Consider the following 26,342-nt stretch of genomic DNA (forward strand, 5'->3'; position numbering starts at 1 on the left):
TACGGGACAGCCCGCCAGGCGTGCCGTCGTTCCTCTCGATAAGTAGCGGTGGTGTCCGGTGAGGGTTCCCCTTACGGGCATGCGATCTGGGCTGACGCCTGTGACCGAGTGTTCAGTGCGCGCTGTATAGTTCAGTCCATGCTGACTATTGCTTCGCGTCTCGACGTGATGAACCGCCTGGGTCGTGCACTGGCCGACCCCACTCGATCCCGGATCATCTTGACCCTGCTCGACCATCCCGCTTACCCGGCGGAACTGGCCCGAGATCTGGACCTGACACGCCCGAACGTGTCCAACCACCTGGCATGCCTGCGCGATTGCGGGATCGTCGTCTCCGAGCCCGAGGGTCGTCGGACACGATATGAGATCGCCGATTCGCACCTGGCGCAGGCGCTGACGGCACTGGTCGATGCCACCCTGGCAGTGGACGAAGACGCCCCGTGCATCGATCCCGCCTGCTCGCTTCCCGGATGCGACGCAGCTGGGGAGGGCGCATGATCCTCACCTCGGTCTTGCAGGCGATGGGCCTGTTCGCAGCGACCAACATCGACGACATCATCGTGCTCTCCCTCTTCTTCGCGCGAGGGGCAGGCCAGCGCGGCACTACCGCCCGCATTCTGGCCGGCCAGTACCTCGGATTCGCCGGCATCCTCGGTGCCGCGGTCCTGGTGACCATCGGCGCCGGAGCATTCCTGCCCTCGGCAGCCATCCCGTACTTCGGTCTCATCCCTCTGGGCCTCGGCCTCTGGGCCGCATGGCAGGCCTGGCGCGGAGACGATGACGACGATGACGACGAGGCCAAGGTTGCCGGCAAGAAGGTCGGCGTGTGGACCGTCGCAGGCGTCACCCTTGCCAACGGCGGCGACAACATCGGCGTCTACACCCCTGTCTTCCTCAGCGTGGAACCTCTCGCAGCAGTCGCCTACTGCATCGTCTTCCTCGCGCTCGTCGCGGTCCTGGTGGCCCTGGCAAAGTTCGTCGCCACCCGCCCCCCGATCGCCGAAGTGCTCGAACGCTGGGAGCACATCCTCTTCCCCATCGTTCTCATCGGCCTCGGCATCGTGATCCTCGTCAGCGGCGGAGCCTTCGGACTCTGACGTAGCGGCAGCGATCCAAACGGCCCCGACCGGGCGCACCCCTCTCGGTTCAGACCGCGACACCTACCTGCAGCCAGTCCTGCGTGATCGCGGCAACAAGACCGCCACGGAGCGCTGCAAAAACCCCGCCACCAAGCGAACGAAGCCACACGTCGCCCCTGTTCCACAAGGTCCAACTCTGTGTTTTGGAACATGACTCAGCTAGGGTCTTAGATGTGAGTGGCACACATCGGACGGGACTGAAGCGCGATCATGTGTCAGCTGGGGTTAGGTCGCCAGGCTGACGGTCGGGTCTATCGTGGTCTCGTACTCGATGGGGGTCAAACAGCCCAGGCGAGCCTGCCGGCGACGACGGTGGTAGGTCCGCTCGCGCATCACCTCGCCTGCTGCTGCGGCTTCGCTGGCGAGGAACCGGTAGCCGATCTCGGGATCGCTGCGGTCGGCGTCGAACAGCACGTTCGCCCGGTATGCCTCGACGAGCTCAGCCTGGGTGACCTGCTGTTTGATCTAACGGTAATAGGGCTGGCGGGAGAGCTTCAGGGCTTGCAAAGACACCGCGACAGGGATTCCGTAGTCGGCGAGTTCGCTCACGAGCGGGTAGAGGATATTCCCGGCAGGTTCGCCTGGGAGAGGTAGGCGGCAGCGCGGCGCAGGACCTCGTTCTCCTGCTCCAGCAGCCGGTTCCGGCGACGCAGATCCCGCAGCTCGGAGGACTCCTCGCGGGTCTTTCCGGGACGGGCACCGTCCTCGACGTCGGCCTGACGCATCCAGTTCGTAGGGTGCGACTCGGAGATCCCGAAATCGTTCGCAATCACGGCGAGCTTCTGGCCAGGTTCGCGTTTCCTCGCGACGCGGACGACGTCGTCATGGAGCTCCTGAGGATACGGAGCGGGCATGATGCACATCCTTCCTTGCAACGCTTTCCAGCGCCACAGATCATGTGACACCTACCCGCGCATTAGTCCCTGACCAACTACATCTAGGTCGTGTCGCGTCGTCGGTCCGGTTCCTACCCCTCGCCGCCGTCGCTCGCGCCCGGCGCGGGGCTCACCGGGTCGGTGGGCGTGACGCGGTCCTCGTCCGGCAGGCCCTCGCCGGGGGCGACCTCCTGCTCCGGCGGGACGGTGCCCTCCGGGGTCTCGGCGCCCTCGGGCACCTCGAGCTCGGCGTCCTCCTGCGGCATCTGGGAGCGGTGGATCGAGACGGAGACCAGGCCCAGCCCACCCATCGTGATGTCGTCGTAGGCGACGAGGCGTCCGGTCTCCCGGTCGAAGTAGAGCATCCGGGCGGTGAGGTCCAGCGGGTCATCGCCCTGCAGCACCGGGGCGACGCCTCCGGAGGCGAGGGCGCCGCCGGTGGAGCCGACCGTCAGCCAGTCGGTGCCGGAGCCCTCCCGGTCCAGCTCGACGTCCGAGGTGTGCATGTGGCCGGAGAGCACCAGCGGGGCGCGGCCCAGGAGTCCGTCGGGCTGGGTCGGATCGTGCAGCAGCGCCAGGTCGACGGGGTCCTCGGGATGGGCCTCGTCGTACGCCTCGATCGTGTCGCCGAGCTGGAAGGCGCTCGCGGCGACCGCGTCCTTGCCCTCCTGCCAGCCGCTGCCGATGTCGGAGTCGTCGTCGGCCGCGAAGCGGGGATCGCCGATCCCGGCGATCGTCAGGCCCGCCACCTCGACCACCTCGTTGTCGACCACGGTGGCGTTCGGCTGCTCCTCGATGGTGGCTGCGGCCGCGGCGCCGTCGTGGTTGCCGCTGATGTACACGTAGGGGACGTCCAGCGTGCCGATCCGGCGCAGCAGCTCGTTCTCGACCGGGGTGCCCCAGGAGACGATGTCGCCGGTGTCGATCACGGCGTCGATCGCGAACTGCGTGTGCAGCTGCTCGATCACGTCGTAGGCCTGCGGGTTGTCGTGGATGTCGGAGACGTGCAGCACCGTGACCAGGTTCTCCTGGTCCAGGCCCACGGGCAGGCTGTCCGCCGCGATGTACAGCGCCGAGACCTGCCCCACGAACTCCGCGAGCGTGTCGCGATAGCTCGCGTAGTCCTGTGCGGTCGCCTCGCCGAGGTCCGCGATGTACGCGGCCTGGGAGAGCAGCCCCTCGAAGCGGGGCTGGGTCAGGGCCGCGGGGGAGAAGGTCACCGCGGTCGCGCCGACGGAGACGCCGACCAGCGCGACGGCGCTGCCGCCCGCGACCAGCGAGCGGCGCACCCGGCGGAAGGTGAGGCCGACGGCGAGGCCAGCGCCGACGGCGGCGAACAGGGCGTTCATCGCGGCGTTCCGGGCGGCCGCCGCGGTGATCTGCTCCGGGGCGGTGCTCTGCAGCTCGGCGAAGCCGGTGTCGGAGTAGAAGAGCGCCTCGGCCTTCTCGACGTCGACGCCCTTGACCCGGGCCTCGATCGACACCGGCGCGGTGTGGGTGTCGAAGGAGACCTCGCCGATCGGCGGCAGCAGCAGCACCGTGTCCGAGGAGAGGGAGGGGCGCACGTGCACCGAGGCGGTCAGCGGGCCGACCTCGACCTTCGAGTCCGGCACCAGCAGCAGCCCGAGGATCGCACCGAGCACCGCGACCACGGCGGTGGCGGTCACCTGCAGCGCCCGGGCACGGCGACGGCGCCGACGGCGGGCTCTCGCCTCGTCCGTCGGCGCCGACTGCGCGGGGTGCTCGTCCTCGCGGTCTTGCGCGGACCCGTCGGTCCCGGTGGGGCCGGCGTCGTCCGGGGACCCGGTCCCTCCCGCTGCTGCCGTTCCCGCGGCGTCGTCCGCGGGGGTCGGCTCCTCGGGGGTGGTCAAGTCCTCAGCCGAGGAAGCCGACGCGGCGGGGCTCCTCGGTGGAGACCTCGGCGTAGGCGAGCTTCGCACCGGGGATCAGGACCTTCTTGCCCTTGTCGTCCACCAGGGTGACCGGGCTGCCGTCGGCGACCGCGGCGCCCAGGCGCTCGAGCACCGCCTCGGCGTTCTCGTCGGACTCGATCACGAGCTCGCGGGGGGAGTGCTGGATGCCGATGCGGATCTCCATGACCTGACCTTCCCTCCGCTCACGGGCGGAGACGGGAGTGCTGTTCACGGCGAGTCTACGTGGACCCTCGGGCGCTCCGGCGCGCGTACGCCGCGGGCGGAACCGCGTCCCGTCCGCCAGGGGCGAGCCCGTGCTCAGGAGCGGGAGGCGCCCTGCTCGGGTGCCGGGTCGTCGGCGTCCGCCCGCCCGGCGCCGGTCTGCTCCACCGGCGTGAAGCCCGTCAGGCCGTTGACCACCACGACGGTCACGGTGCTGAGGATCTCGTCGCGCTCCTCGTCGTCGGCGGCGTCGTGGAGCTGCTGGGCGGTGGTCTGGGCGATGCCGATAAGGCCCCGGCCGAGGATCCTCGCCTGGCCGGTGCTCAGCGCGCGATAGGAGGTCAGCACCCCCGCCAGCTCGATCGACATCTCGTCGAGGATCCGGGTGACCCGCTCCTTGACCTCGTCCGAGACGATCTCGTGACCGGTGAACAGGCGCAGCGAGTTCTTCAGCGCCATGAGCTCGTAGAAGCGGCGCATGCCGAGCCGGACCCGGTCCTCGGCGTCGCCGCCGCGCCCGGCCATGTCGCGGACCTCGACGAGCATCGCCTCGCCGATCACGTCGAGGACCTCGACGTAGAGGGCCTCCTTCGAGCGGAAGTGCTGGTAGAGGACGGGCTTGGTGACCCCGGCGGCAGTGGCGATGTGGTCCATCGAAGTGGCCTGGTAGCCCTTCTCGGTGAACACCTCGGTGGCCAGTCGCAGCAGCTGCGAGCGACGCTGCTCGCGGGGCATCCGGGAGGTGGTGGGCGAGGACATGAGGTCAACCTCCGGAATCCGACATTAGGGACATCGGGTGATCCCGCACACTGTACCGCCGTCGGAGTCCTGTGCGGAGCATCCCGGACGTCAGGGCCATGGGGTCCAATGGTCCCATGCGACGCACCGGCACCATCACGAGGGAGGGCATCCGCCTGCTCGGACCCGATCTCGAGGCGCTGCCCGCGCTGCTGCCCGCCGCGCAGCTGGACCCGGGCCAGCGCCGCGCCCTGGACGCCGTCGCCGCCGGCCACCACGTGATCGTCCACGGCGGGCCCGGCAGCGGCCGCACCGCCCTCGCGCTCGCCGCGGCCGACGCCACCGGGGAGGACGCCCTGCTGCTGGCGCCGCGCCGCCTCGCCGCCGGGCGCCTGCGCGACGCGCTCGCCGTCCACGGACAGGGCGCCGCCCGCGCCATGACCCCGCCCGCCCTCGCCCATGCGATCGCCCGCGCCGACGCGCTGCGCCGAGGGCTGGGCGAGCCGACCCTGGTCACCGGCGCCGAGCAGGATGCCCTGCTCGCCGAGCTGATCGCCGAGCGCCCCGCCTGGCACCTGGACGTCGACCCCGGCGCACGCACCCTGCCCGGCTTCCGCACCGAGCTGCGCGACCTGATCACCCGCGCCGGGGAGCTCGGCCTCGGCCCCGCCGCGCTCGAGGAGCTCGGCCGCGAGCACGGCCGCCCCGCCTGGCGCGACGCCGCCGCGCTGCTGCGCGACTACCTCGGGGTGCTCGACCTCGAGGCCTCCGCCGCGCTCGACGCCGGCCTCCGCCTCGACTCCGGTGCGCTGGTGCGCCGCGCCGCCGTGCTCCTGGCGGACCCGACCCTCCCCGCGCCCTTCCGCACCGTGGTGGTCGACGACGCGCAGGACCTCACCGCCGCCGGCATCGACCTCGTCGTCGCGCTCGCCGCGGCCGGGGCGAAGGTGCTGGTGACCAGCTGCCCCGACGCGGCGGTGGACACCTTCCGCGGCGCCCTGCCCGATGCCGCCGCCCGGCTGCGCGAGGCCCTGCCCGGCGCGCCGCTCGAGATCACGCTGGACGGCGCGCACGGCGGCGAGGAGGGGCTCGTCGCCGTGGTCGACGCGCTGCGGGGCAGGCTCCCGCTCGCGGGCGCCCCGGCCGCGTCCCGTCGGCCCCGCGCCGAGCGACCGGGAGGACTCGTGGCGCTGCGCGCCGCGGACCCGATGGACGAGGCGCGCCTGATCGGCTCCGCCCTGCGCGACCTCCACCACCGCGAGGGCGTCGACTACGACGACATGGCCGTGGTGTGCCGCTCCGGCGCGGCCGTCGCCGGTGTCGCCGATCTGCTCTCCCGCACCGGCCTGCCCGTGCGGGTCCCGCGCCGCCCCCAGCCGCTGCGCGACGTCGCCGTGGTCGACGACCTGCTCACGATCCTCGAGCTCGGCCTCGCCCCGGCCGGCACCCCGCTCGAGGCCCGCACCGCGACCGCGCTGCTGCGCGGCCCCTTCGGCGACGCCGACGACCTGCGCCTGCGCCGGATCCGCCGCCTGCTGCTGGCCGCCCATCGCGCGGAGGAGGCGAGCGCGGCAGGGGAAGGTTCGTCGGGATCGGGAGCGTCGGAGGAGAGCGACCCCGAGGCGCCCGCGTCGGCCGAGCACCGCCCGAAGGACAGCACGGAAGATGCCCCCGCCCCGCCGGTCAGGAGCGAGGAGCTGCTCGCCCGCGCTCTGGTCGAGGACGAGGTGCCGGGCCTTCCCGCCGCGGACGCCCGCGACCGCGCCGCCGCCCCCGTGCACCGCTTGCGCGACATGATCCGCGCCGTCCGGGAGCACCGCGACGACGGCGCCGAACAGGTGCTCTGGCACGCCTGGGAGGCCTCCGGCCTCGCCGGCGGCTGGCGCCGCGCCGCCCTCGGCGACGCCGGCGACGTGGACGGCGCCCGCGCCCGGATGGCCGCGGCGAGGCTGGACGCGCTGCTGGAGCTGTTCGCCGCCGCCGAGCGCCTCACCGAGCGCCGCCCCGGCGCCGGAGCCCTCGACCTCGTCGAGCAGATCCGCGCCCAGGCCGTCGTCGAGGACACGCTCGCCCCGGCCGCCGCCGCCCGCGGCCGGATCGACGTGCTCACCCCCGCCCAGCTCGCAGGCGAGCACCGCGACACCGTCGTCCTCGCCCGCCTCCAGGAGGGCGCCTGGCCGGACCTGCGCCTGCGCTCGACCCTCTTCGGCGCCGCGGACCTCTCCCTGCTCGCCGGACCCCGCGCCGCCGACCCCGCCCCGGGCCCCGAGGCGCTGCGCGCCCTGCAGCGCGAGCAGGTCCTCGCCGATGAGCTGCGCCTGGCCGTCAGCGCCCTCGCCCGCGCCCGCACCCGCGTGCTGCTCACCGCGATCGAGGGCGAGCAGGAGGAGCCCTCCGCCCTCTTCGACGTGCTCGAGGACGCGGCGGGGGAGCCCTGGATCGACCCCGAGGTGCTGCGCCGCGACCCCGGCCCCGCCCCCGACGCGCGCCGCCTCGTCGCCGCGCTGCGCCGCCGCCTGCACGAGGAGGACCCCGTCCGCTCCCGCGACGCGGCCCTCGCCCTGGAGGCCCTGGGCCGCGCCGGCGCCCCCGGCACCGACCCCGGCCGCTGGTACCACCAGCAGCCCAGCTCCACCGCGCCGCTGCACGGCCCGGACGACCCGATCACCCTCTCGCCCTCCGCGCTCGAGCGCGCCGTGGACTGCCCCCAGTCCTGGCTGATGGAGCGCGCCGGCGGCACCCGCGCGGGCGGCCCCGCCCAGCTGCTCGGCACCGCGATCCACCACCTCGCCCAGATCCACCCCCGCGGCGAGGTCGACCTCCTGGACGAGCTGCACACCCTGCTGCGCGGCATGCCCGGCACCGACACCTGGTCCGGCCGCCGCCGCGTGCGCCACGCCGAGGACGCCGCCCGTCTGCTCACCGAGCACCTCCGCGTCGCCGGCGAGCCCCTCGCCGTCGAGGCGCCCTTCGAGGTGGCGCTGGACCGCGTCCGCCTGCGCGGCAGCATCGACCGGATCGAGGGCGATGCGACCGGTCTGCGGGTCGTGGATCTCAAGACCGGCCGCACCGCGAAGTCCGCCGCGAAGGCCGAGGAGGACCTGCAGCTGGCCGCCTACCAGGCCGCCGTGCGCGAGGGGGCGCTCGCCGAGCAGCTCGGCGAGGACGCCCCCGAGCAGCTCAACGGCGCCCAGCTCGTCTACGTCGGCACCGGCGGGAAGAAGGCCGCGGTGCGCACCCAGACCGCGCTGTCCCGCGCCGAGCACCCGCAGTGGTTCGACGAGCTGGTACGCGACGTGGCCCGCGAGGTCTCCGGCGAGCACGTCACCGCGCGTCGCAACGCGCACTGCGACCACTGCGCGGTGCGCTCCAGCTGCCCGCTCCAGCCCGAAGGAGAGCAGCTGTGACCACCGACTCCGTCCATGTCTCCGCCCCCGGAGCTCATGCCGCCCGGTACTCCGCCGCGCAGCTCGCGGCCCTGCTCGAGCAGCCTCCGCCCACCGCCGATCAGACCTCCGTCATCGAGGCGCCGCTCGCGCCGATGCTGGTGGTTGCCGGAGCCGGCTCCGGCAAGACCGAGACCATGGCCTCCCGCGTGGTGTGGCTGATCGCCAACGGCATCGTCGAGCCGCGCCAGGTGCTGGGCCTGACCTTCACCCGCAAGGCCGCCCACGAGCTCGGCGAGCGGATCGGCGCCCGCCTCGCCACCCTCGCCGCGGCCCTCCGCGGCGCCGGGGAGGAGCTGCCGCCCGGCCTGGAGCGCGGCGGCGACGAGCTCGTCGGCCAGCGCCCCCTGGTCCACACCTACAACGGCTTCGCCCTGGACCTGGTGCGCGAGCACGCCCTCGCCGTCGGCATCGACCCGGACCTGACCATGATGTCCGCCTCCGCCTCCTGGCAGCTCGCCCACGAGATCGTCGAGGGCTGGGACGACTCCCTGGACCTCGAGGCCTCCCCGGCCACGCTCACCGCCGCCCTGCTCTCGCTGAGCTCCTCGCTCGCCGACCATCTCATCACCCCCGAGCAGCTCGAGGCGCATCTGCGCGAGATCCGCGACCATCTCTCCCAGATCCCGCTGCAGGTCGAGGGCAGGCGACGCACCACCCCGAAGGACGTCGCGAAGGTGATCGACCAGCTCGAACAGCGTCTGGCCCTGATCCCGCTGCTGCGCCGCTTCGCCGAGATCCGCACCGCCGACTCCGCGCTGGACTTCTCCGACCAGGTCTCCCTCGCCGCCCGCATCGCCCGCCAGGTCCCCGCCGCCGCGACCCTCGCCCGTCGCATGCACCGCGTGGTGCTGCTGGACGAGTTCCAGGACACCTCCGTCGCCCAGCTGCGCATGCTCACCGACCTCTTCGGCCCCGGGCATGCCGCCTGCGCCGTCGGCGACCCGCAGCAGGCGATCTACGGCTGGCGCGGCGCCTCGGCCGCCTCCCTCGCCGGCTTCGCCGACGCCTTCGCGACCGAGGCGCAGCCGGTCCTCCAGCGCACCCTGTCCACCTCCTGGCGCAACGACGAGGCCGTGCTCGCCGTCGCCAACCGCGTCGCCGCCCCGCTGCGCGCCGCCGGCGCCGGGATCGAGATCCCCGAGCTGCACCCCCGCCCCGGCGCGGGGGAGGGGGCCTGCGAGATCCTCGAGGCGGCCGACGAGCGGGCCGAGGCGAGGGCGATCGCGGACTGGATCCTCGCCCGTCGCGCCGAGGACGGACGCGACGCCGGGGACGGCGCCGGCCCCGCCGATGCCCCGCCCGCCTCCGCCGCGGTGCTCGTGCGCGCCCGCCGCCAGATCCCTGCCCTCGTCGCCGGGCTCGAGGAGAGGGGCCTGCCCGCCCAGGTCGTCGGCCTCGGCGGTCTGCTGCACCGCCCCGAGGTCGCCGACGTGCGGGCCCTGCTCGAATGCGCCCACGACCCCGGCCGCGGCGACGCCCTGATGCGCCTGCTCACCGGGCCGAGGATCCGGCTCGGTGCCCGCGATCTTGCCGTCCTCGGCCGCTGGCGGGACCGGATGGGCTCCCGCCGACGGGTCGGCGCGGGCGAGGGAGGTGCCGTCGGCGCCCGGGACGAGGCCGAGGAGGTCTCCCTCGTCGACGCGCTCGACGACCTGCCGCCGGCGGACTGGACCGACCCCTCGGGCCGCGCCCTCACCCCCGTCGGCCGGGAGCGGCTGCTGCACCTCCAGCAGATGCTGCGCGAGGTGCGGCGCCTGCTCCCGCTGCCCCTGCCGGACCTGGTCACCGCCGCGATCCGGGTGCTCGAGGTGGACCTCGCGCTGCTGGAGACCGCCCCGGGCACCGGTGCGCTCGCCGACCTCGAGGCGTTCCGCGACCACGCCGCCTCCTTCGAGCGCACCGCCCGCCGCGGCGGCCTCGGCGCCTATCTCGACCTGCTCGAGATCAGCGAGGACGAGGAGGCCGGACTCTCCGTCACCGCCGCACCCGAGCAGGCCCACGACCCCGCCGCCGTGACCATCGTGACCATGCACTCCGCCAAGGGCCTGGAGTGGGACCTGGTCGCCGTCGCCGGGCTCACCGAGGGCTCCGTCCCCTCCTACGACCTGCGCCGCGCCAAGGCCGACGAGACCGGGCGGGTGCGTGTGCCCGGTGACGGCTGGCTCGGCAAGCTCGCCGGAGCCTCCGTCCCCACCGCCCTGCGCGGCGATGCGGACACGCTGCCTGAGCTCGCCTGGGCCGAGGCCGACATCCAGGTCGACGCCGAGGGGATCATCCAGGAGTACCGCTTCGCGCAGGGCGAGGAGGCGCTGGCCGAGGACCGGCGCCTGATGTACGTCGCCGTCACCCGCGCCAAGCGTCGTTTGCTGCTGACCTCCGCCGCCTGGCGCGAGGGGCTGCGCACCCCGCGCCCCCGCTCCCGCTATCTCACCGAGGCGGCGCCGCTGGTGCCCGAGGCGTTCCGCTCCGCGCAGGAGGTGCCGGAGGAGAACCCGCTGGAGTCCGAGCGGCCCACCGCCACCTGGCCGCCCGCCCCGGGCGAGGCCGAGCAGGCCCGCACCCGCGCCGCCGCCCGCCTCGCCGAGGTCGCCCGCGAGACCGCCGCTGCATCGACGGACCTGGCCACCGACGACCCGGCGCCCGGTGGCCCGCAGCCCGACCGGACGGACCCGCCCGGCCCCGCGTCGGCCGAAGGGATCGATGCGCCCGCTCTCGCCGACCCGGAGCTCGAGGAGCTCGTGCGCCGTGCGCTGGCCGACCTCGCCCAGCACGCCGCCGCGCCTGCCGTGCACTCCCCGCCGCGGCTGTCCGCCTCTCAGGTGGTGGCGCAGGCCCGCGACCCGCAGGCCGCCGCGATCGAGCTGCTGCGCCCGCTGCCGCGCCGCCCCTCGCCGGCCGCCGTGCGCGGCACCGCCTTCCACTCCTGGCTCGAGAACCGCTTCGGCAGCGCGACCCTGCTGGACCTCGAGGACCTCGCCGATCTCGAGGACCCGGAGGAGGAGCGCGCCCTCGCCGACGCCCGCGCCCTGCGCGAGGCCTTCGAGGCCTCCGACTGGGCGCACCGCAGCCCCTTCGCGGTCGAGCAGCCGGTCACCACCCGGATCGGCGAGATCGGGGTGCGCGGCGTGATCGACGCGGTCTTCGCAGACCCCGAGGGCGGCGACGGCACGGCAGGGCCCGATGGCACCGGCGGGGTGATCATCGTGGACTGGAAGACGGGCCGCATGCCCCGCCCCTCCCAGCTGCGCGAACGCTCGCTGCAGCTCTCGCTCTACCGCCTGGCCTGGCACGAGCGGACCGGTCTGCCGCTCCGGAACATCCGCACGGCCTTCCACTTCGTGGCCGACGGGATCACCCACGAGGTCACCGAGCACCCCTCCCGCGAACGGATCGCGGAGATGCTGGCGGGGGAGTGACGCGGCCGGAAGGCCGAGTCCGCCGTGGGCTCATGCCGGCCGGGGGCATGCCCGGACGACCGATGTCGGTGAGGGTGCTGGTCCTCGCTCAGGCCTCGGAGCGGGCGCTGTCGGCGGACCGCCCGCCGTCCTCGTGCGCGTTCATCTCGTCGTAGGTGCGCTCGGCCTCCTCGCGTGCGATCTGGGCGAGGTCCGCGTCGAGATCGGCGATCATGCCGCGGGCGTCGGCGACGATGTCCTCGTCCTCGATCTCCAGGCCGTGCTCGAGCCACTCCGCGACCGCGAACTCGCCCAGCGCCTGCGCCCGCTCCATCAGCCGGGGATGGCTCGAGGTGGGCAGCTCCTCGCGATACGCGGCGTACAGGGAGTCGAACCGCTCCGGGTCCAGCGAGGAGATCAGCCAGGCCAGATCCGCCGCGGGATCGCCGACGATCGAGGAGGACCAGTCCCGCACGGCGCTGAGGCGCCGGCCCGAGACGAACAGGCTCTCCTCGGACAGGTCCCCGTGGATGAACTGGGGCGTGAAGTCCCACAGCTCCTGATCGGCCAGCAGCGCGTCCCACCGCTGCGCGACCGCGGCGGGCAGGTGCCCGGCGGCGTGGACCTTGTCGATCCGGGCACGGTGGCGGGCGTGCAGCACCTCCGGGGTGAAGGACTCCACCCCTGCGGACTCCGCCGCGTAGCGCGGCACGGTGTGGATCCGGGCGAGGACCTCGCCGAGGGAGCGGGCGAGCTCCTCGCTGTCCTGGAGGTCTTCGAGCATGAGCGGCCGGCCGACGGGGGCCTCGGTCACCGCGCTGCGCCCGCCCTCGGGGAGCTTGACGTAGCCGAGCACGGGCGGGATCACGGCCTTCAGCGGGGTCCCGGTGAGGGCATCGGCGACGCGCAGGTCGCGCTCGAGATGGATCCCGGCGGCCGTGGTGGCGGGGGAGTGGACCAGCACTCGGCGGCCGTCCTCCGCGACCACTCCGGCGACGTCGAGATCCTCGACCGGGGTGGCGATGGAGGAGGTCCGCACCGGGGCCAGCCCGGGGACCGCCGCCGCGGCGAGGGCAGCCATGGAGTAGGAGTTGCGATGCACGCGTCCACCGTACCCGTCCCGACCCCGCGCGCCGGTTAGGCTCGAGGTCATGCCGACGCTCCGTGGACCGCATCTCGACACGCCCCTGACCCTGCTGGGCTCCGACCGCGACGCGCTGCTGCGCGGCGAGGACGGAGTGCTCGCCCCCGGCGAGGACGCCCGCTATCTCGTCACGCGCGCCGGGGCTGTGGCGCTCTCCGAGGACGAGGACGGCACGCTGCACGCCGTGCTGGAGACCGCGGACCCTCGCGGCGGCACCACCCAGCCGCTGGTGCTGCTGGGCCGACGGGACGGCGTGCGGGTACTCGCCGTGGAGATCCCCGAGCCGAGCCCCGAGCTCGACGACCCCGGCCGTGATCTGCGCGACCTCCGGCGCGTCGCGGACCGGCTGGTCGATGCGGATGCCGACCTCGCCGCGGCCGCGGTCGCGATGGGTGCCTGGCACCGCTCGATGCGGCACTGCCCGCTGTGCGGCGGTCTGCTCGATCCCGAGATGGCCGGCTGGGTGCTGCGCTGCCGTGAGGACGGCGTCGAGCAGTTCCCCCGCACCGACCCTGCAGTGATCATGGCCGTGCGGGACGGCAGGGACCGCCTGCTGCTGGCCCGCAACGCCCACTTCCGCGGCCGCTTCCACTCGGTGCTCGCAGGCTTCGTCGAGCCCGGCGAGAGCCTCGAGAACGCCGTCGCCCGGGAGGTCGCCGAGGAGGTGGGCGTGGCCGTCACCGAGGTCGAGTACATGGGCAGCCAGCCCTGGCCCTTCCCGCGCTCGCTCATGCTCGGCTACCGCGCCTGGGCGCCGGAGGCAGGCGAGCTCACCCTCCAGGACGAGGAGATCGCCGAGGCGCGCTGGTTCAGCCGCGAGGAGCTCGCCGCCGCTCTCGCGGCCGACGAGATCGAGCTGCCCGGCCCCGCCTCGATGGGCCGCGCCCTGATCGACGACTGGTACGGCCGCTCCGCCGAGACCTGAGCGGCGCTCGCCGGCCCGGCTCGACCTGCGGGGTCCTGATCGACCAGCTGCCCTCGGCTCGACGTCGGCGAGGGCAATGGTCAGTCGATGGCGCGTGGCGTACCTCTACGCCTATATGGGCGTAGAGGTACGCCACGCGCCATCACCCGTGAGGTGCCCGGCCGAGACTGCCCCGGCCGCTCGTGTCCCGACGCCCCGACGGGGTGTGAGGCACCCGCCGTCCACAGCACCCCGTGGAGCGTCGCACCGCCCTGGCAGGATGGAGGGCGATGACCGACCAGACCGCCGCCCCCGACGCCACCGCCCCCTCCGCCCCGGCCGATGCGGAGTCGCTCCTCGCCGCGCTCGACCCCGAGCAGCGCGAGGTGGCGGGCAGCTTCGGCACGCCGCTGTGCGTGCTCGCCGGCGCCGGCACCGGCAAGACCCGCGCGATCACCCACCGCATCGCCTACGGGGTCGCCACCGGTCAGCTGAACCCCCGCCACGTCCTCGCCGTCACCTTCACCGCGAAGGCCGCCGCCGAGATGCGCTCGCGCCTGCGGGACCTCGGCGTGCCCGCCGTGCAGGCCCGCACCTTCCACTCCGCCGCGCTGCGCCAGCTGCGCCACTTCTGGCCCCGCGTCATCGGCGGGTCGATGCCCGACATCATCGCCAGCAAGTACGCCGCGGTGGGGGAGGCCTGCTCCCGCCTGCACCTGAGCGTGGACCGCGCGGCGCTGCGCGACATCGTCGCCGAGGTCGAGTGGTCGCGGGTGTCGATGCTGACCCCCGAGACCTATCCGGACGCGGCCGCGCAGGCCCGCCGCCCGGGCGTGGCCGGCTTCGACTCCCGCTCCATCTCTCGCATCCTCACCCAGTACGAGGAGGTGAAAAAGGAGCACAACGTCATCGACTTCGAGGACGTGCTGCTGCACATGGTCGGCTTCCTCACCGAGCGCGGCGACGTCGCCCGCGAGGTCCGCGCCCAGTACAAGCACTTCGTCGTCGACGAGTACCAGGACGTCTCCGCCCTGCAGCACGCGCTGCTGCGGCTGTGGCTGGGCACCTCCGACGACCTGTGCGTGGTGGGCGACGCCGCCCAGACCATCTATACCTTCGCCGGTGCCCGCGCCTCCTACCTCCTGGACTTCCGCAGCGAGTTCAAGCGCGCCCGCACCATCCGCCTCGAGCGCAACTACCGCTCCACCCCCGAGATCGTGCGCATGGCCAACACCGTCCTCGACGGCGCGCAGGGCCGCACCCGCGCCGGTCGTCTCACACTCGTCTCCCAGCGCGATGCCGGGCCGCCGCCGCTGGTGGAGTCCTTCCCCGACGACGGCGCCGAGGCCGACGGGATCGCCGACCGCATCGGCGCGCTGATCGCCGAGGGCCGCACCGCCTCCGAGATCGCGATCCTGTTCCGCACCAACAGCCAGTCCGAGGCGTTCGAACAGGCGCTCACCGCCCGCGGCATCGGCTACCTGGTGCGCGGCGGGGACCGCTTCTTCGAACGGCAGGAGGTGCGGCGCGCGATGGTGTCCCTGCGCGCCGCGACCCGAGTCGAGCAGCTCGACCCGGCCCGTGCCGTCCGCGACGTCCTCTCCCAGCAGGGCTGGTCCGAGCAGGCCCCGGAGACCACCGGCGCGATCCGCGACCGCTGGGACTCGCTGAACGCCCTCGTCGGCCTCACCGACACCATCACCGCCCGGCCCGGCGCGACTATGGCCGACGTGGTCCGAGAGCTCGAGGAGCGGGCCGAGTCACAGGCCGCGCCCGTCGTCGACGGCGTCACCCTCGCCTCCGTCCATGCCGCCAAGGGCTTGGAGTGGCCGGTCGTGTTCGTGGTCGGCGCGAGCGACGGGCTGCTGCCGATCTCCATGGCCAAGACCCCCGCCGAGGTCGAGGAGGAGCGGCGACTGTTCTACGTCGCCCTCACCCGCGCCCGCGACCTGCTCACCGTCAGCTGGGCCGCGGCCCGCACCCCCGGCGCCCGCGGCTCCCGCAAGCCCTCCCGCTTCCTCGACGGAGTGCTCGCCCATCCCGACTCCCCGCGCACCGCGCCCGGCCCCGGACCGCGCCGCACCGGGCGGCGCTCCGCGACCGTCTACTCCGAGTGCCGGGTGTGCGGGCAGGGCCTGGTCTCCGCCGCCGAGCAGCGTCGCGGCCGCCACGACGGCTGCCCGTCGACCGCCGGGCCCGAGCTGCTCGCCGAGCTGCGCAGCTGGCGTCGGGAGGAGTCCGGTCGGCGCGGCGTCCCCGCCTACGCCGTGCTCACCGACGCCGCCCTCGAGGCCGTCGCCGAGCGCGCGCCCCGTACCGAGGAGGAGCTGCTGGCCGTGCCCGGGATCGGCCCCGCGAAGGTCTCCTCCTACGGCGCCGAGCTGCTCCGGATCCTCGCCGGACCCTCCGCGAAGGACTGAAACCGCAGGTCAAAAAATACTTCTGCATTCGCCGGGACGGGTGTAGAGTCGTCCACGTCAATCGTTCGGGTCGTGAGCCGGGAAGCCGGGGCACGCGCACAGAAGGGGGGTGGGTCTCGTGATCGTTTTCAGGAATCTGGCAGGAGCTGGCCTGCGCCCCCTCGGCGCGCCCGCTCTTCTGCCGCGCGAACGGGGCTATGCCCCCGCGGTGCTCCGCCTGAGCTGACGAGGTCCACCCTCGCTGCACGGGGCGGCACCGGCGCCGCCCCCTCCCGCCCCTCCCGGGGCCGTCCTTCCCGACGACGTCGAAGCAGCGAGACGATGACTTCTCTACTGACCACTTTCCTGAACCCTGCGGACGCCTCCGCAGACATGCTGCCGTGCCACGACGCGGACGCGGCCGACCTCTTCTTCTCTGAGCGCCCCGCCGACCTCGAGCAGGCCAAGCTCCTGTGCGCCGACTGCCCCCTGATCCAGGAGTGCCGCCAGGGCGCCCTGGACCGGGGCGAGCCCTGGGGCGTCTGGGGAGGCGCGATCTTCCAGGACGGCCGCATCATCGCCGTCAAGCGCGGCCGCGGCCGCCCGCGGAAGAACCCCCTCCCCGACGCCGACGCGGCATGAGCGCGCCCGCGACGGGCGAGGGGACGACGAAGGGCGGGGCACCGATGGTGCCCCGCCCTTCGCGGTCTGTGGAGGCAGAGCCTCGCAGTACGTTGATCAGGAGTTGTGTCTGCCTGATCTCCTACCGCTCGTGCCTCGCAGTACGTCGATCAGCAGTTGTGTCTGCCTGATCTCCTACCGCTCGTGCCTCGCAGTACGTCGATCAGGCCTTGCCGAGGATCCGGTTCAGCTTGGTGCCGCACTCCGGGCACACGGCCTTGGCCATGCGACGACCGTTGGAGACGACGACGTTGCCCTCGGCCTCCCGCTTCTCGCGGCACTTGACGCAGTAGAACTCTCCGGCATAGGTCTCGTCGGCCATATCCGCTCCTCGTGGGTTCGTGAGTGATGAACATTCACCGGCGCACGACTCTCGCCGCGGACCGGGACCGGACCACTGTAGCCGGGGGCGCACATGCGCACGAATCAGGAACGGCCGCGGCGCGGCGCAGAAGAGGAGTGATCCGATCTGACCGGCCCGTCGTGCGCTTCGGGAGACTGGGGGCTCCGGGGGAGCCGAGGAAGTGCGCACGACGAGCCGATATCGGCGGCCCGACGGCAGCGTGAGGCCGACCTGGGCCGTAGGACCCCGGGGGCGCTCAGCACCACGCGCACCTTCCCCGTGTGCGTCCTGCTAGTTATCCCGGGGTCCTACGTGCAGGGAAACCTAGCCCCTGCGGACCAGGCGGGTCAAAGACGGACCGGGGACCGACTGTGGACAACCGGCCCCATCGTGTGGACAGCCGGCCCCACCCGGTGTGAACACTGTGGAGGAACCGTCATCGTCCCCGGTCACGACGCTCTGACCGGCCCCTTCGCAGTGCACAGCTGTGGACGAAAAAACTTCGCCGACCGAGCGTGCCAGGCTTGCCCCATGAATGATCTGGTCCACCATGAGCAGCTGAGCGGGCCCCGCGGGGAGCGGGTGCTCGTGCGGCGCAGCGCCCGCCGGCGCCGCACCGTGTCCATCACGAGGCGCGACGGCGACATCGTGGTCGCGATCCCCGCCTCCTTCAGCGCCCGCCAGGAGCGGGATTGGGCACGGAAGATGGTCGACCAGATGGTCGCGCGGGAGGCGCGCAGCACCCCCGCGAGGCGCAGCGACGCCGAGCTGATGAGGATGGCGCGCGAGGTCAGTGAGGCGCATCTCGGTGGCCGGGCCCACCCCGCCTCGGTGACGTGGTCCACACGCCAGAACACCCGCTGGGGTTCGTGCACCCCGGCCGACGGCACGATCCGGCTCTCGCACCAGCTGCAGGGCATGCCGGACTACGTGGTGCGCTCGGTGATGATGCACGAGCTGGTGCACCTGCTCGTGCCCGGCCACGGGCCCGAGTTCAAGGCGCTGATGGCCGCCTACCCGCAGGCGGAGAAGGCGCAGGGATTCCTCGACGGGGTCTCCTGGGCGAAGAACATGCCGCCGCTGGACGGCGACGACGTCGAGGAGGCCGCCGGGGAGTCCTGAGCGCGGCCGGGGCGGGCGGTGCTGCGCGCGCGGGCTCCGTCGAGCACAGGACGCGCAGGACCGCTCGACGCCGGAGCTCAGCGGTGGAGCTCAGCGCTGCAGCTCAGCGCAGCAGCGTCCCGAAACGCTCCCCGAGGGCATCCAGCGCGGCGGGCAGGTCCGGGACCACGCCCTCCGGCAGCAGCCCTGCCGCCGTGCCGGGCAGGGGAGTGCGGGAGGGCCAGGGGAACCACTGCACGTCCCCCGACTCCTCGCTCGCCCTGAGCGGCATCTCAGCGGCCGGGCGCGGGGCGCGCAGCAGGTACTGCACGTCCCAGTGCTCCTGGCACCGCCCGAAGGCGGCGTCCAGCCCGTGACGGTGGAGCATCGCCGGGCCCTCGCCGATGCGCTCCAGGCCCGACAGACCGATCTCCTCGGCGACCTCGCGCCGCGCCGCCTGCTCGAGGCTCGTCTCGCCGTCCTCGAGATGACCGCCGGGCTGCACCCAGAAGCGGCCCTTGAGATGCCAGACGAGCGCCACGTGCTCGCCCGGCGCATCGGTCACGATCGCGCTCGCGGTGAGATGGCGCGGCCCGCCGTCGCGGTACAAGGTGCGCGGCACGCCCGTCAGCAGGTCGAGGAACTCCCGGGCGAGGTCGGGCGTCGAGGCCGCGCCCTCGAGCGCGAGGGCGAGCTCTGCCGACGCCGGCTCGGGCGCGGCCGACGACGTCGGAGCGCTCACGGGCGGCTCGGCGGCAGGAGCCCCGTCCGCCACCGGCGAGGCGTCCGCGGTGCCGTCGTCCACCTCAGCGGGCATCGCCCGCCGGGCCGTTCCCGTCCTGGTCGGTGCCGGACCCGTCGGAGTCGCCGCTGTCCGAACCGCCGTCGTCGGTGCCCCCGTCGCCCGAGCCCTCGCCGTCCTCGCGCAGCCGGCCCTGCTCGTCCTCGCGGGGCGCGTCGTCCACGCCCTCGCCGGACAGCAGCTTCTCGAGCTCCGCGTCGAAGTCGACGGGGATGGTGACGTCGGCGAGCTCCTCCGCGCCCTCGGCCGGGGCGGCGGCATCGGTCCTCGGCGCCTGCGGCGTGCCCGAGAGCACCTCCGCCGTGGGAAGCAGGTCGGGGTGGTCCCACTTCGCCTCGCGGCCGGACTCGCCCTCGGTGGCCAGCACGGACTCCCACCAGGACAGCGCCTCGCGCACGCGGCGCGGCCGCATCTCGATGCCGATGGTCTTCGAGAGCATCTGCTCGGCCGGGCTGCCTGCCGCGCGGCGGCGGCGCAGCACCTCGCGCAGCGCCTCGAGGTCCGGCAGCTTGCCGGTCAGCGCCTTCGTGGTGACGTGGTCGACCCACGCCTCGATCAGCGCGAGGGTGGTCGCGAGCTCCTCGAGGGCCCGCTCCTGCGAGGCGCGGCGCGTGAAGACGAACATCTCCTCGGGCCGGCGCGCCTGCATCGACTGCGGGTCCGAGAGGTCCAGGTCCCGCACCATCTCGTCGAGCGCGTCGAGATCCAGGGTGATCCCGCGGGAGTAGTCCTCGATCGCGGAGAACAGGGCGCGGCCCAGCCACGGCGCGGCGGTGAACAGGGCGGTGTGCGCGATCTCGCGGGAGGCGAGGAAGATCCGCGTCGCCGCCGGGTCGAGGGAGTGCGCGGAGATGAGGTCCTCGACGTTCGCAGCGACCAGCGCCGGCTCGCCGTCGCGGCCGAGCGGCAGCCCCAGGTCCGTGGTGCCGGAGATCTCCCGGGCCAGCGCCCCGATCGCGTGACCGAACTGGACGCCGAACATCGTCCCGCCGATGCGCTCCATCATCCCGGCCGGATCGCCGCCGCCGGGCATCTGCATCCCGGCCGCGCCCATGGCGCCGAGATCGCCCATCTGCCCCATCTGCGCGCTGATCGCCTCGCCGATGGCGCCGGCCATGTACTTCGCGACCGGCTCCACGATCGGCTTCCAGCGCGGCAGGGTGCGCGCGAGCCAGGTGCCGCGGCCGTAGACCTGCAGCTCCGCGGACGGCACGTCGATCGCGAGCACCGGGTCCAGCCACAGCCGCGCCACCTGCGCCGCCTGGCGCAGCTCGGCGACCTGCTCGGCCGACGGGCTCGGATCGCCCGGCGTGCCGGACGGCGTCTCGACGCCCGGCAGGGTCACCTGGCCGGCGGCGGTGCGACGCGCGAGATCCTCCGCCATCTGCCAGTTCACGGGGCTGTCGCCCTGGGCGGAGAAGAGGTGCTGCATCTGGGCGGCCGCCGCGCGCAGCTGCGCGGGGTCCTGGGGGAGGTTCGCCTGCTGCGCGAGGGCGGAGAGGTCCAGCCCGTCCAGCGCTCCCTCGGGGAGCGCGTCCCCGAAGGTCTCCTTCAGGAAGCGCTTCAGCGCCTCCTCGTCCATGTCACCGGGTCCACCCGGGATCGGGGCATCGCTCATGGCCACCTCCTGCGGTCCGTGGGGTCCCCAGGGTACCGACCGCACCCCGGCAGCGAGCTGACCGCCCCGCCCGGTGCGGCACAATGGGCCGGGTGACCGACGACCCCACGCCCCCTGCCCGCCGCCGCGGGGTGCGCGCGGCGGCCGCGCGCGCGATCGACGACGCGCAGCTCGCCCGGCCCCGACTCGCCCTGACGATGCTCGTGCTGCTGTGCGCGATGATCCTCGGCGGCTCCCTGCTCCCCGTGCCCTATGTCATCGAGCGGCCCGGTCCCGCCATCGACGTGCTCGGCGAGTGGGAGGACGAGGAGATCCTCGTCATCGACGGCGCCGAGACCCACCCCACCGACGGGTCGCTCATGATGACCACGGTCTCCGTCGATGGCGGGCCCGGCTACCGGGTCACCCCCGTCGAGGTCGTCGTCGCCTGGTTCGACCGCTCCAAGATGGTGCTGCCGCGCGAGGCGGTCTTCCCCGACGGGCAGACCCGCGAGCAGACCACCCTGACCAACACCGCCGCGATGAGCACCTCCCAGCAGGACGCCGTCGCGGTCGCCCTGGACGAGCTCGACATCGAGTACCGCGACGTCGTGATGATCGCCGGGGTCCAGGAGGACGGCGCCGCGGCCGGCACCCTCGAGGGCGGTGACGTGATCGTCTCCGTCGGCGGGCAGACCGCCGGCGACGTGCAGGGCTATCGCGACCTCATCGCCGCCGTGCCCGAGGGCGAGGACGTGGAGATGACCGTGCGCCGCGACGGCGAGGAGAAGGACCTCCAGGTCCCCACCGAGCTCGTCGACGGCACGCCGCGGATGGGGGTGATCCTCGCCGAGGGCCACGAGTTCCCGCTCGACATCGACATCGCCGTCGGCGACGTCGGCGGCCCGAGCGCGGGGCTGATCTTCTCCCTGTCCGTCTACGACGAGCTGACCGAGGGGGCCCTCACCGGCGGGCACGCCATCGCCGGGACCGGCACCATCGCCGAGGACGGCACCGTCGGCTCCATCGGCGGGATCCGCCAGAAGATGGTCGGAGCGGAGGAGTCCGACGCCGAGTTCTTCCTGGCCCCCTCCGCGAACTGCGAGGAGGTCGTCGGCTACGAGCCCGACGGGCTCGAGGTCGTCGCCGTCGGCACCTTCGAGGAGGCCCTCGAGGCGACGACCACCATCGCCGAGACCGGCACCGTCGAAGGACTCCCCACCTGTGAGGACGTGACCCCATGAGCAAGAAGAACCGCCGACGCGCCCCGCAGCGCCCCACCGTCGTCTTCGACTTCGGCGGCGTGCTGAGCGCCGGCCACGACCCGGTCCCCGACATCCACGCGCTGCTCGGCGGAGACGTCGAGGCCGTCGGCGAGGCGCTGTGGGCCGAGCGCGGCGACTACGACGCCGGCCGCACCAGCCCTGCCGAGTACTGGGGCGCGGTCGCCCGCGCCGCCGGCGTGGAGGAGCTCACCGCTGCGGAGATCGACGAGCTGCAGGATGCCGACAACCGCTACTTCCTGCGCCTGGAGCCCGACTCCCGCGCGCTGCTGCACGACCTCGCCCGCAACGATGTGCGGATGGCGCTGCTGTCCAACGCCTCGGCCGCCTTCGGCGAGACGGTGCGGAAGGCCGACTGGTTCGAGGCCTTCACCCTCGCGGTGATCTCCGCCGAGGAGCGCACCATGAAGCCCGAGCGCGAGATCTACGAGGTGCTGCTGGACGTGCTGGCGCACGAGACCGGGGGAGTGCGGCTCCCCTCGGCGGTGATCTTCTTCGACGACCGCGCGGAGAACGTCGAGGCCGCCCGGGAGCTCGGCATCGACGCGCATCTCTGGCCCCGCAACGGCGATCCGCACCGCGAGGGCGCCGAGCCCGGCGTGAGCATCGCCCGGCGGGTGCTCGCCGAGCGCGGCGTCCCGACGGACTGAGCCGGTTCGACCTCCATCTGGCCGGCCCGAGCCGGGCCCGGGCGGGTCGCGCCGAGGGCGGGCGGGGTAGAGTCGGTCATCGCGACGACTCCCGTGCGGCACCGCCCTGCGGCGCGCCGGTGAGAGACCAGCACTCCGACCGCTCTCCGACAAGGACACCACATTGGCAGAGTTCATCTACACGATGTACAAGGCCCGCAAGGCCGTGGGCGACAAGGTCATCCTCGATGACGTCTCCATGAGCTTCTACCCGGGCGCGAAGATCGGCATGGTCGGCCCCAACGGCGCCGGCAAGTCGACGATCCTGAAGATCATGGCAGGCCTGGACCAGCCCTCCAACGGCGAGGCCCGCCTCAGCCCCGGCTACAGCGTCGGCATCCTGCTGCAGGAGCCGCCGCTGGACGAGTCCAAGACCGTCCTGGAGAACGTCCAGGAGGGCATGGGCGAGCTGTTCAAGAAGGTCCAGCGTTTCAACGCTATCGGCGAGGAGATGGCCGAGCCCGACGCGGACTTCGACGCGCTGATGGAGGAGATGGGCAAGCTCCAGACCGAGATCGATGCCCAGAACGGCTGGGACCTCGACTCGCAGCTCGAGCAGGCGATGGACGCGCTGCGCTGCCCGCCCGGCGACGAGCCCGTCACCCACCTCTCCGGCGGTGAGCGCCGTCGCGTGGCGCTGTGCAAGCTGCTGCTGGAGAAGCCCGACCTGCTGCTGCTGGACGAGCCCACCAACCACCTCGACGCCGAGAGCGTGCTCTGGCTCGAGCAGCACCTCCAGCAGTACGAGGGCGCCGTCATCGCCGTCACCCACGACCGCTACTTCCTCGACCACGTCGCGGAGTGGATCGCCGAGGTCGACCGCGGCCACCTCTACCCCTACGAGGGCAACTACTCCACCTATCTGCAGAAGAAGGAGGAGCGCCTCCAGGTCCAGGGCAAGAAGGACCAGAAGCTCGCCAAGCGTCTCAAGGAGGAGCTGGACTGGGTCCGCTCCAACGCCAAGGGCCGCCAGGCGAAGTCCAAGTCCCGTCTGGCCCGCTACGAGGAGATGGCCGCGGAGGCCGAGAAGACCCGCAAGCTCGACTTCGAGGAGATCACCATCCCGCCCGGCCCCCGCCTGGGCAACCAGGTGATCGAGGCGAAGGACCTGAAGAAGGGCTTCGGCGAGCGGATGCTCATCGACGGGCTCTCCTTCTCCCTGCCGCCGAACGGCATCGTGGGCGTCATCGGCCCCAACGGCGTCGGCAAGACCACCCTGTTCAAGACCATCGTGGGCCTCGAGCCCCTGGACGGCGGCGAGCTTAAGATCGGCCAGAGCGTCAAGATCAGCTACGTCGACCAGAACCGCGAGAACATCGACCCGGAGAAGAACCTCTGGGAGGTCGTCTCCGACGGGCTCGACTTCATCCAGGTCGGCAAGGTCGAGATCCCCTCGCGCGCCTACGTCAGCCAGTTCGGGTTCAAGGGCCCGGACCAGCAGAAGAAGGCCGGCGTGCTCTCCGGCGGCGAGCGCAACCGCCTGAACCTCGCGCTCACCCTCAAGCAGGGCGGCAACGTGCTGCTCCTGGACGAGCCGACGAACGACCTGGACGTGCAGACCCTCGGCTCGCTCGAGAACGCGCTGCTGGAGTTCCCGGGCTGCGCCGTGGTCGTCTCCCACGACCGCTGGTTCCTGGACCGCGTGGCGACCCACATCCTCGCCTACGAGGGCACCGAGGAGAACCCGGCGAACTGGTACTGGTTCGAGGGCAACTTCGAGTCCTACCAGGAGAACAAGGTCGCCCGTCTGGGCGAGGAGGCCGCGCGCCCGCACCGCGTGACCTACCGCCGCCTGACCCGCGACTGAGGTCCGGGCCGGGAGCACCGGTCCAGCCGACGGAAGGGGCCATCACCGCGAGGTGATCGGCCCCTTCCGCCGTCCCGGCATCGTCCTGGCCTGGCGTCTCGCCGGCCGGGCGGCCCGGGCGGACGCCGACGCCGGGCCGCGGTCCGCGCCCGACGAGCGCCTCGCTCAGATGCCGCTGATCCCGGGGTCGAGCGTCGCCACCACTCGCGGGGAGGGGGAGCCGGAGCCGCTGCCCGGCGCCATCTCCCGCGTGACCAGCAGCCGATCGGCGGTCCCGTCGGCGGTGAACGAGATCTCGCCGTCGCGGGAGAGGTCCAGCACGCCCAGGCTCCGCGCGACCCCGTCGGTCTCGCCCCACAGCTCGAGCACCTCGCCGTCCCAGCCGGCGACGCCCTCGGCGTGCAGCGCCACGCCGTCCTCCGCGATCACCGCCTGCCAGGCGCCGTTGTCGCTCAGCCCGGGCACGAGCTGCGCCTCGGGGGCGAGGGAGAGCGTCGCCCAGGTGTCGGTGAACTCCTCGGCCTCGGCGAGATCGCCGCGGGTGGTCACCAGCAGTCCGCCGAGGACCAGGGCGGTCACCGCCAGGAGCGCGGCGAGCGCGCGGGAGATCCAGGGGGTGCGGGGCGTCCCGGCGCGGGCCTGCTGTCGGCGTCGGCGGCGAGCACGGCGGCCGCGCTCCGCCTCGTCGCCGGGGCGGAAGGCGAAGGAGGGGGCGGCGTCCGGGCCGGCCTGCTCGCCGCCGGAGGGGACGGGCGTCGGGGCCGAGGGGGCCGACGCCCCGGGCGCCGCGGCCGGTGCGGCGCCGGGACGGGCGGGCGGCCCCACCACGCGGCGCTGCGAGTCCGTGCCCAGCACCGGGGTCGCGTAGTCGCCGCTGTATGCCGCCTCGGGCTCCGGGGCGGGGACCGGCTCCGGGGCGAAGCCCTCGAGCACGGCCACATGCAGGTCCCGCGAGGGCGGGACGGCGGTCAGGAGCGTCAGCCGTGCCGCCGCCTCGATCGCGTGGCGGTGCACGCCCGCGGTCTCGGGACCTCGCGCGATCTCCTTCAGCCGTGCCCGCTCCGAGGGGTCCGCGAGGGCCAGGGCGTCGAGGGCGGCCAGGGCCCGCAGCTCCGGGTCCTCCGGGCCGCCGAGGGGCACGAGCGCGTCGAGGACCTGGGCGAGGGCGGTCGCGGCTCCCGGCCGCTCGGCCCCCGTCGCCGCGAAGCGGCCCTGCGCGGCGGACTCGACGAGGGCGCGCTGGGGAAGCGGGAGGCCGAGCAGGACCCTCAGCACATCCACCTCCCGTCGGTCGCGGGTGCGGTCGTTCGCGGCGGCGGGGGAGACCAGCGAGCGGACGTCGCCGCTGGGACGGGTCGCGAGCGCCGCGCGTCGGGCCCGGTCCAGCACCGCCGCCTCGCCGGGCAGGCCGCTCGCCGCGAGATCTGCGGCATCGCGCAGGCACGAGCGCAGCACGCTGACGGTGAGCGCCGAGGCGCGGGCGGCGGAGCCGGTCACGTGCACCGCGAGACCGTGGATCCGCGGTCCGAGCACGTCCAGCAGCGCACCGGCCGCGCGACGGTCCCCGCCCGCGGTGCGCCGCAGGAGGGTCCGCACCGGATCGAGCCGCTCCCCGAGATCGATCGTGTCCTCCGGGATCCCGGGAAGATCCATGACGTCCCCGGTCGCTGCCTCGCTGACCATCCCGGCCCCTCCATGCGCTGTGCTCTCGTCGACGGCACCGCCCCCACGGTGCCGCCCCCATTGTGGCAGGCAGGAGCGCCGTCGCGGGCGCAGAGCGCGCGGAACGGGGACGACGAGGAGGGATGGACCGGGGCGGACGCCGCTGAAAGTTCTTGCAAGAGGGTTGACAGATCGTAGC

General features: G+C 73.5%; 21 protein-coding genes. 11 read left to right on the forward strand and 10 right to left on the reverse strand.

Annotated features, from left to right (window positions below):
* The first annotated feature begins 138 nt into the window (after positions 1-138).
* Both A4A78_RS17555 and A4A78_RS11635 read left to right on the forward strand, forming a co-directional pair.
* Positions 139-498 (forward strand): helix-turn-helix transcriptional regulator, encoded by a 360-nt coding sequence (locus A4A78_RS17555; protein WP_006590980.1) that lies wholly within the window; start codon positions 139-141, stop codon positions 496-498.
* On the forward strand, positions 495-1,097 hold the full coding sequence (locus A4A78_RS11635; RefSeq protein ID WP_062949375.1) for a cadmium resistance transporter: 603 nt from the start codon (positions 495-497) through the stop codon (positions 1,095-1,097). Before A4A78_RS17555 ends, A4A78_RS11635 begins: the two co-directional genes overlap by 4 nt.
* Positions 1,098-1,364: 267 nt before the next feature.
* Here A4A78_RS11635 and A4A78_RS11640 read toward each other — a convergent pair whose 3' ends face one another.
* The 5 genes from A4A78_RS11640 to A4A78_RS11660 form a co-directional block, all read right to left on the reverse strand.
* Positions 1,365-1,553, reverse strand: coding sequence for a hypothetical protein (locus tag A4A78_RS11640; RefSeq protein ID WP_010551133.1), 189 nt, complete (start codon positions 1,551-1,553; stop codon positions 1,365-1,367).
* Positions 1,554-1,684: 131 nt separating this feature from the next.
* Positions 1,685-1,993: a transposase gene (locus tag A4A78_RS17970; RefSeq protein ID WP_062949377.1), complete on the reverse strand. Its 309-nt coding sequence runs from the start codon at positions 1,991-1,993 to the stop codon at positions 1,685-1,687.
* Between the two features lie 113 nt (positions 1,994-2,106).
* Positions 2,107-3,885: a metallophosphoesterase gene (locus A4A78_RS11650; RefSeq protein ID WP_062949379.1), complete on the reverse strand. Its 1,779-nt coding sequence runs from the start codon at positions 3,883-3,885 to the stop codon at positions 2,107-2,109.
* 4 nt (positions 3,886-3,889) lie between these two features.
* Entirely contained in the window at positions 3,890-4,111 is a 222-nt protein-coding gene (locus tag A4A78_RS11655) for a DUF3107 domain-containing protein (protein ID WP_010551130.1), read from the reverse strand.
* A gap of 134 nt (positions 4,112-4,245) precedes the next feature.
* The gene (locus A4A78_RS11660; RefSeq protein ID WP_062949381.1) at positions 4,246-4,908 is read right to left on the reverse strand and encodes a TetR/AcrR family transcriptional regulator; all 663 of its coding nucleotides are present in this window, start codon (positions 4,906-4,908) and stop codon (positions 4,246-4,248) included.
* A 116-nt stretch (positions 4,909-5,024) separates the two neighbouring features.
* On the opposite strand from A4A78_RS11660, the gene A4A78_RS11665 reads away from it, so the two are divergent.
* Positions 5,025-8,294: a UrvD/REP family ATP-dependent DNA helicase gene (locus A4A78_RS11665; protein ID WP_062949383.1), complete on the forward strand. Its 3,270-nt coding sequence runs from the start codon at positions 5,025-5,027 to the stop codon at positions 8,292-8,294.
* A complete protein-coding gene (locus A4A78_RS11670) occupies positions 8,291-11,752 on the forward strand; it encodes an ATP-dependent DNA helicase (protein WP_062949385.1) in 3,462 nt (1,153 codons plus the stop codon). The genes A4A78_RS11665 and A4A78_RS11670 overlap by 4 nt, the downstream gene beginning before the upstream one ends.
* Positions 11,753-11,840: 88 nt before the next feature.
* Here A4A78_RS11670 and A4A78_RS11675 read toward each other — a convergent pair whose 3' ends face one another.
* Positions 11,841-12,833 carry a phosphotransferase gene (locus tag A4A78_RS11675; protein WP_062949387.1) on the reverse strand — a complete coding sequence of 331 codons (993 nt, stop codon included), beginning with the start codon at positions 12,831-12,833 and terminating at the stop codon, positions 11,841-11,843.
* 49 nt (positions 12,834-12,882) lie between these two features.
* On the opposite strand from A4A78_RS11675, the gene nudC reads away from it, so the two are divergent.
* The 3 genes from nudC to A4A78_RS11690 all read left to right on the forward strand — a co-directional run bounded on the left by nudC (position 12,883) and on the right by A4A78_RS11690 (position 16,820).
* Positions 12,883-13,800 carry an NAD(+) diphosphatase gene (gene nudC / locus A4A78_RS11680; protein WP_062949389.1) on the forward strand — a complete coding sequence of 306 codons (918 nt, stop codon included), beginning with the start codon at positions 12,883-12,885 and terminating at the stop codon, positions 13,798-13,800.
* Positions 13,801-14,069: 269 nt separating this feature from the next.
* On the forward strand, positions 14,070-16,199 hold the full coding sequence (locus A4A78_RS11685; protein WP_062949391.1) for an ATP-dependent DNA helicase UvrD2: 2,130 nt from the start codon (positions 14,070-14,072) through the stop codon (positions 16,197-16,199).
* Positions 16,200-16,520: 321 nt separating this feature from the next.
* Positions 16,521-16,820, forward strand: a complete 300-nt coding sequence (locus tag A4A78_RS11690; protein ID WP_050815754.1) for a WhiB family transcriptional regulator — start codon at positions 16,521-16,523, stop codon at positions 16,818-16,820.
* Positions 16,821-17,022: 202 nt separating this feature from the next.
* On the opposite strand, the gene A4A78_RS17975 is transcribed toward A4A78_RS11690, so the two are convergent.
* A complete protein-coding gene (locus A4A78_RS17975; RefSeq protein WP_010551122.1) occupies positions 17,023-17,181 on the reverse strand; it encodes a DUF5679 domain-containing protein in 159 nt (52 codons plus the stop codon).
* Positions 17,182-17,733: 552 nt separating this feature from the next.
* Here A4A78_RS17975 and A4A78_RS11695 point away from each other — a divergent pair.
* Positions 17,734-18,324 (forward strand): M48 family metallopeptidase, encoded by a 591-nt coding sequence (locus A4A78_RS11695; protein WP_062949393.1) that lies wholly within the window; start codon positions 17,734-17,736, stop codon positions 18,322-18,324.
* A gap of 103 nt (positions 18,325-18,427) precedes the next feature.
* On the opposite strand, the gene A4A78_RS11700 is transcribed toward A4A78_RS11695, so the two are convergent.
* On the reverse strand, positions 18,428-19,045 hold the full coding sequence (locus A4A78_RS11700; RefSeq protein ID WP_231881024.1) for an NUDIX hydrolase: 618 nt from the start codon (positions 19,043-19,045) through the stop codon (positions 18,428-18,430).
* 64 nt (positions 19,046-19,109) lie between these two features.
* The gene (locus A4A78_RS11705; protein WP_231881025.1) at positions 19,110-20,723 is read right to left on the reverse strand and encodes a zinc-dependent metalloprotease; all 1,614 of its coding nucleotides are present in this window, start codon (positions 20,721-20,723) and stop codon (positions 19,110-19,112) included.
* An 83-nt stretch (positions 20,724-20,806) separates the two neighbouring features.
* On the opposite strand from A4A78_RS11705, the gene A4A78_RS11710 reads away from it, so the two are divergent.
* From A4A78_RS11710 to ettA, 3 genes are all read left to right on the forward strand, one after another.
* The gene (locus A4A78_RS11710) at positions 20,807-21,946 is read left to right on the forward strand and encodes a PDZ domain-containing protein (protein WP_062949397.1); all 1,140 of its coding nucleotides are present in this window, start codon (positions 20,807-20,809) and stop codon (positions 21,944-21,946) included.
* On the forward strand, positions 21,943-22,635 hold the full coding sequence (locus A4A78_RS11715) for an HAD family phosphatase (protein WP_062949399.1): 693 nt from the start codon (positions 21,943-21,945) through the stop codon (positions 22,633-22,635). Before A4A78_RS11710 ends, A4A78_RS11715 begins: the two co-directional genes overlap by 4 nt.
* 163 nt (positions 22,636-22,798) lie before the next feature.
* The gene (ettA, locus tag A4A78_RS11720) at positions 22,799-24,481 is read left to right on the forward strand and encodes an energy-dependent translational throttle protein EttA (RefSeq protein WP_062949401.1); all 1,683 of its coding nucleotides are present in this window, start codon (positions 22,799-22,801) and stop codon (positions 24,479-24,481) included.
* A gap of 165 nt (positions 24,482-24,646) precedes the next feature.
* On the opposite strand, the gene A4A78_RS11725 is transcribed toward ettA, so the two are convergent.
* Positions 24,647-26,164 carry a hypothetical protein gene (locus A4A78_RS11725; protein ID WP_062949403.1) on the reverse strand — a complete coding sequence of 506 codons (1,518 nt, stop codon included), beginning with the start codon at positions 26,162-26,164 and terminating at the stop codon, positions 24,647-24,649.
* Positions 26,165-26,342 lie beyond the last annotated feature (178 nt).

The sequence above is a fragment of the Brachybacterium sp. sponge genome (assembly GCF_001613775.1).
GTDB lineage: Bacteria > Actinomycetota > Actinomycetes > Actinomycetales > Dermabacteraceae > Brachybacterium > Brachybacterium conglomeratum.

Excerpts from the sequence above, each read along its gene's own strand:
- A4A78_RS17555 (WP_006590980.1), top strand. The coding sequence starts at position 139 with ATGCTGACTATTGCTTCGCGTCTCGACGTGATGAACCGCCTGGGTCGT.
- A4A78_RS11635 (WP_062949375.1), top strand. The coding sequence starts at position 495 with ATGATCCTCACCTCGGTCTTGCAGGCGATGGGCCTGTTCGCAGCGACC.
- A4A78_RS17970 (WP_062949377.1), bottom strand. The coding sequence starts at position 1,993 with ATGCCCGCTCCGTATCCTCAGGAGCTCCATGACGACGTCGTCCGCGTC.
- A4A78_RS11655 (WP_010551130.1), bottom strand. The coding sequence starts at position 4,111 with ATGGAGATCCGCATCGGCATCCAGCACTCCCCCCGCGAGCTCGTGATC.
- A4A78_RS11660 (WP_062949381.1), bottom strand. The coding sequence starts at position 4,908 with ATGTCCTCGCCCACCACCTCCCGGATGCCCCGCGAGCAGCGTCGCTCG.
- A4A78_RS11665 (WP_062949383.1), top strand. The coding sequence starts at position 5,025 with ATGCGACGCACCGGCACCATCACGAGGGAGGGCATCCGCCTGCTCGGA.
- nudC (WP_062949389.1), top strand. The coding sequence starts at position 12,883 with ATGCCGACGCTCCGTGGACCGCATCTCGACACGCCCCTGACCCTGCTG.
- A4A78_RS11685 (WP_062949391.1), top strand. The coding sequence starts at position 14,070 with ATGACCGACCAGACCGCCGCCCCCGACGCCACCGCCCCCTCCGCCCCG.
- A4A78_RS11690 (WP_050815754.1), top strand. The coding sequence starts at position 16,521 with ATGACTTCTCTACTGACCACTTTCCTGAACCCTGCGGACGCCTCCGCA.
- A4A78_RS17975 (WP_010551122.1), bottom strand. The coding sequence starts at position 17,181 with ATGGCCGACGAGACCTATGCCGGAGAGTTCTACTGCGTCAAGTGCCGC.
- A4A78_RS11695 (WP_062949393.1), top strand. The coding sequence starts at position 17,734 with ATGAATGATCTGGTCCACCATGAGCAGCTGAGCGGGCCCCGCGGGGAG.
- A4A78_RS11705 (WP_231881025.1), bottom strand. The coding sequence starts at position 20,723 with ATGAGCGATGCCCCGATCCCGGGTGGACCCGGTGACATGGACGAGGAG.
- A4A78_RS11710 (WP_062949397.1), top strand. The coding sequence starts at position 20,807 with ATGGGCCGGGTGACCGACGACCCCACGCCCCCTGCCCGCCGCCGCGGG.
- A4A78_RS11715 (WP_062949399.1), top strand. The coding sequence starts at position 21,943 with ATGAGCAAGAAGAACCGCCGACGCGCCCCGCAGCGCCCCACCGTCGTC.
- A4A78_RS11725 (WP_062949403.1), bottom strand. The coding sequence starts at position 26,164 with ATGGTCAGCGAGGCAGCGACCGGGGACGTCATGGATCTTCCCGGGATC.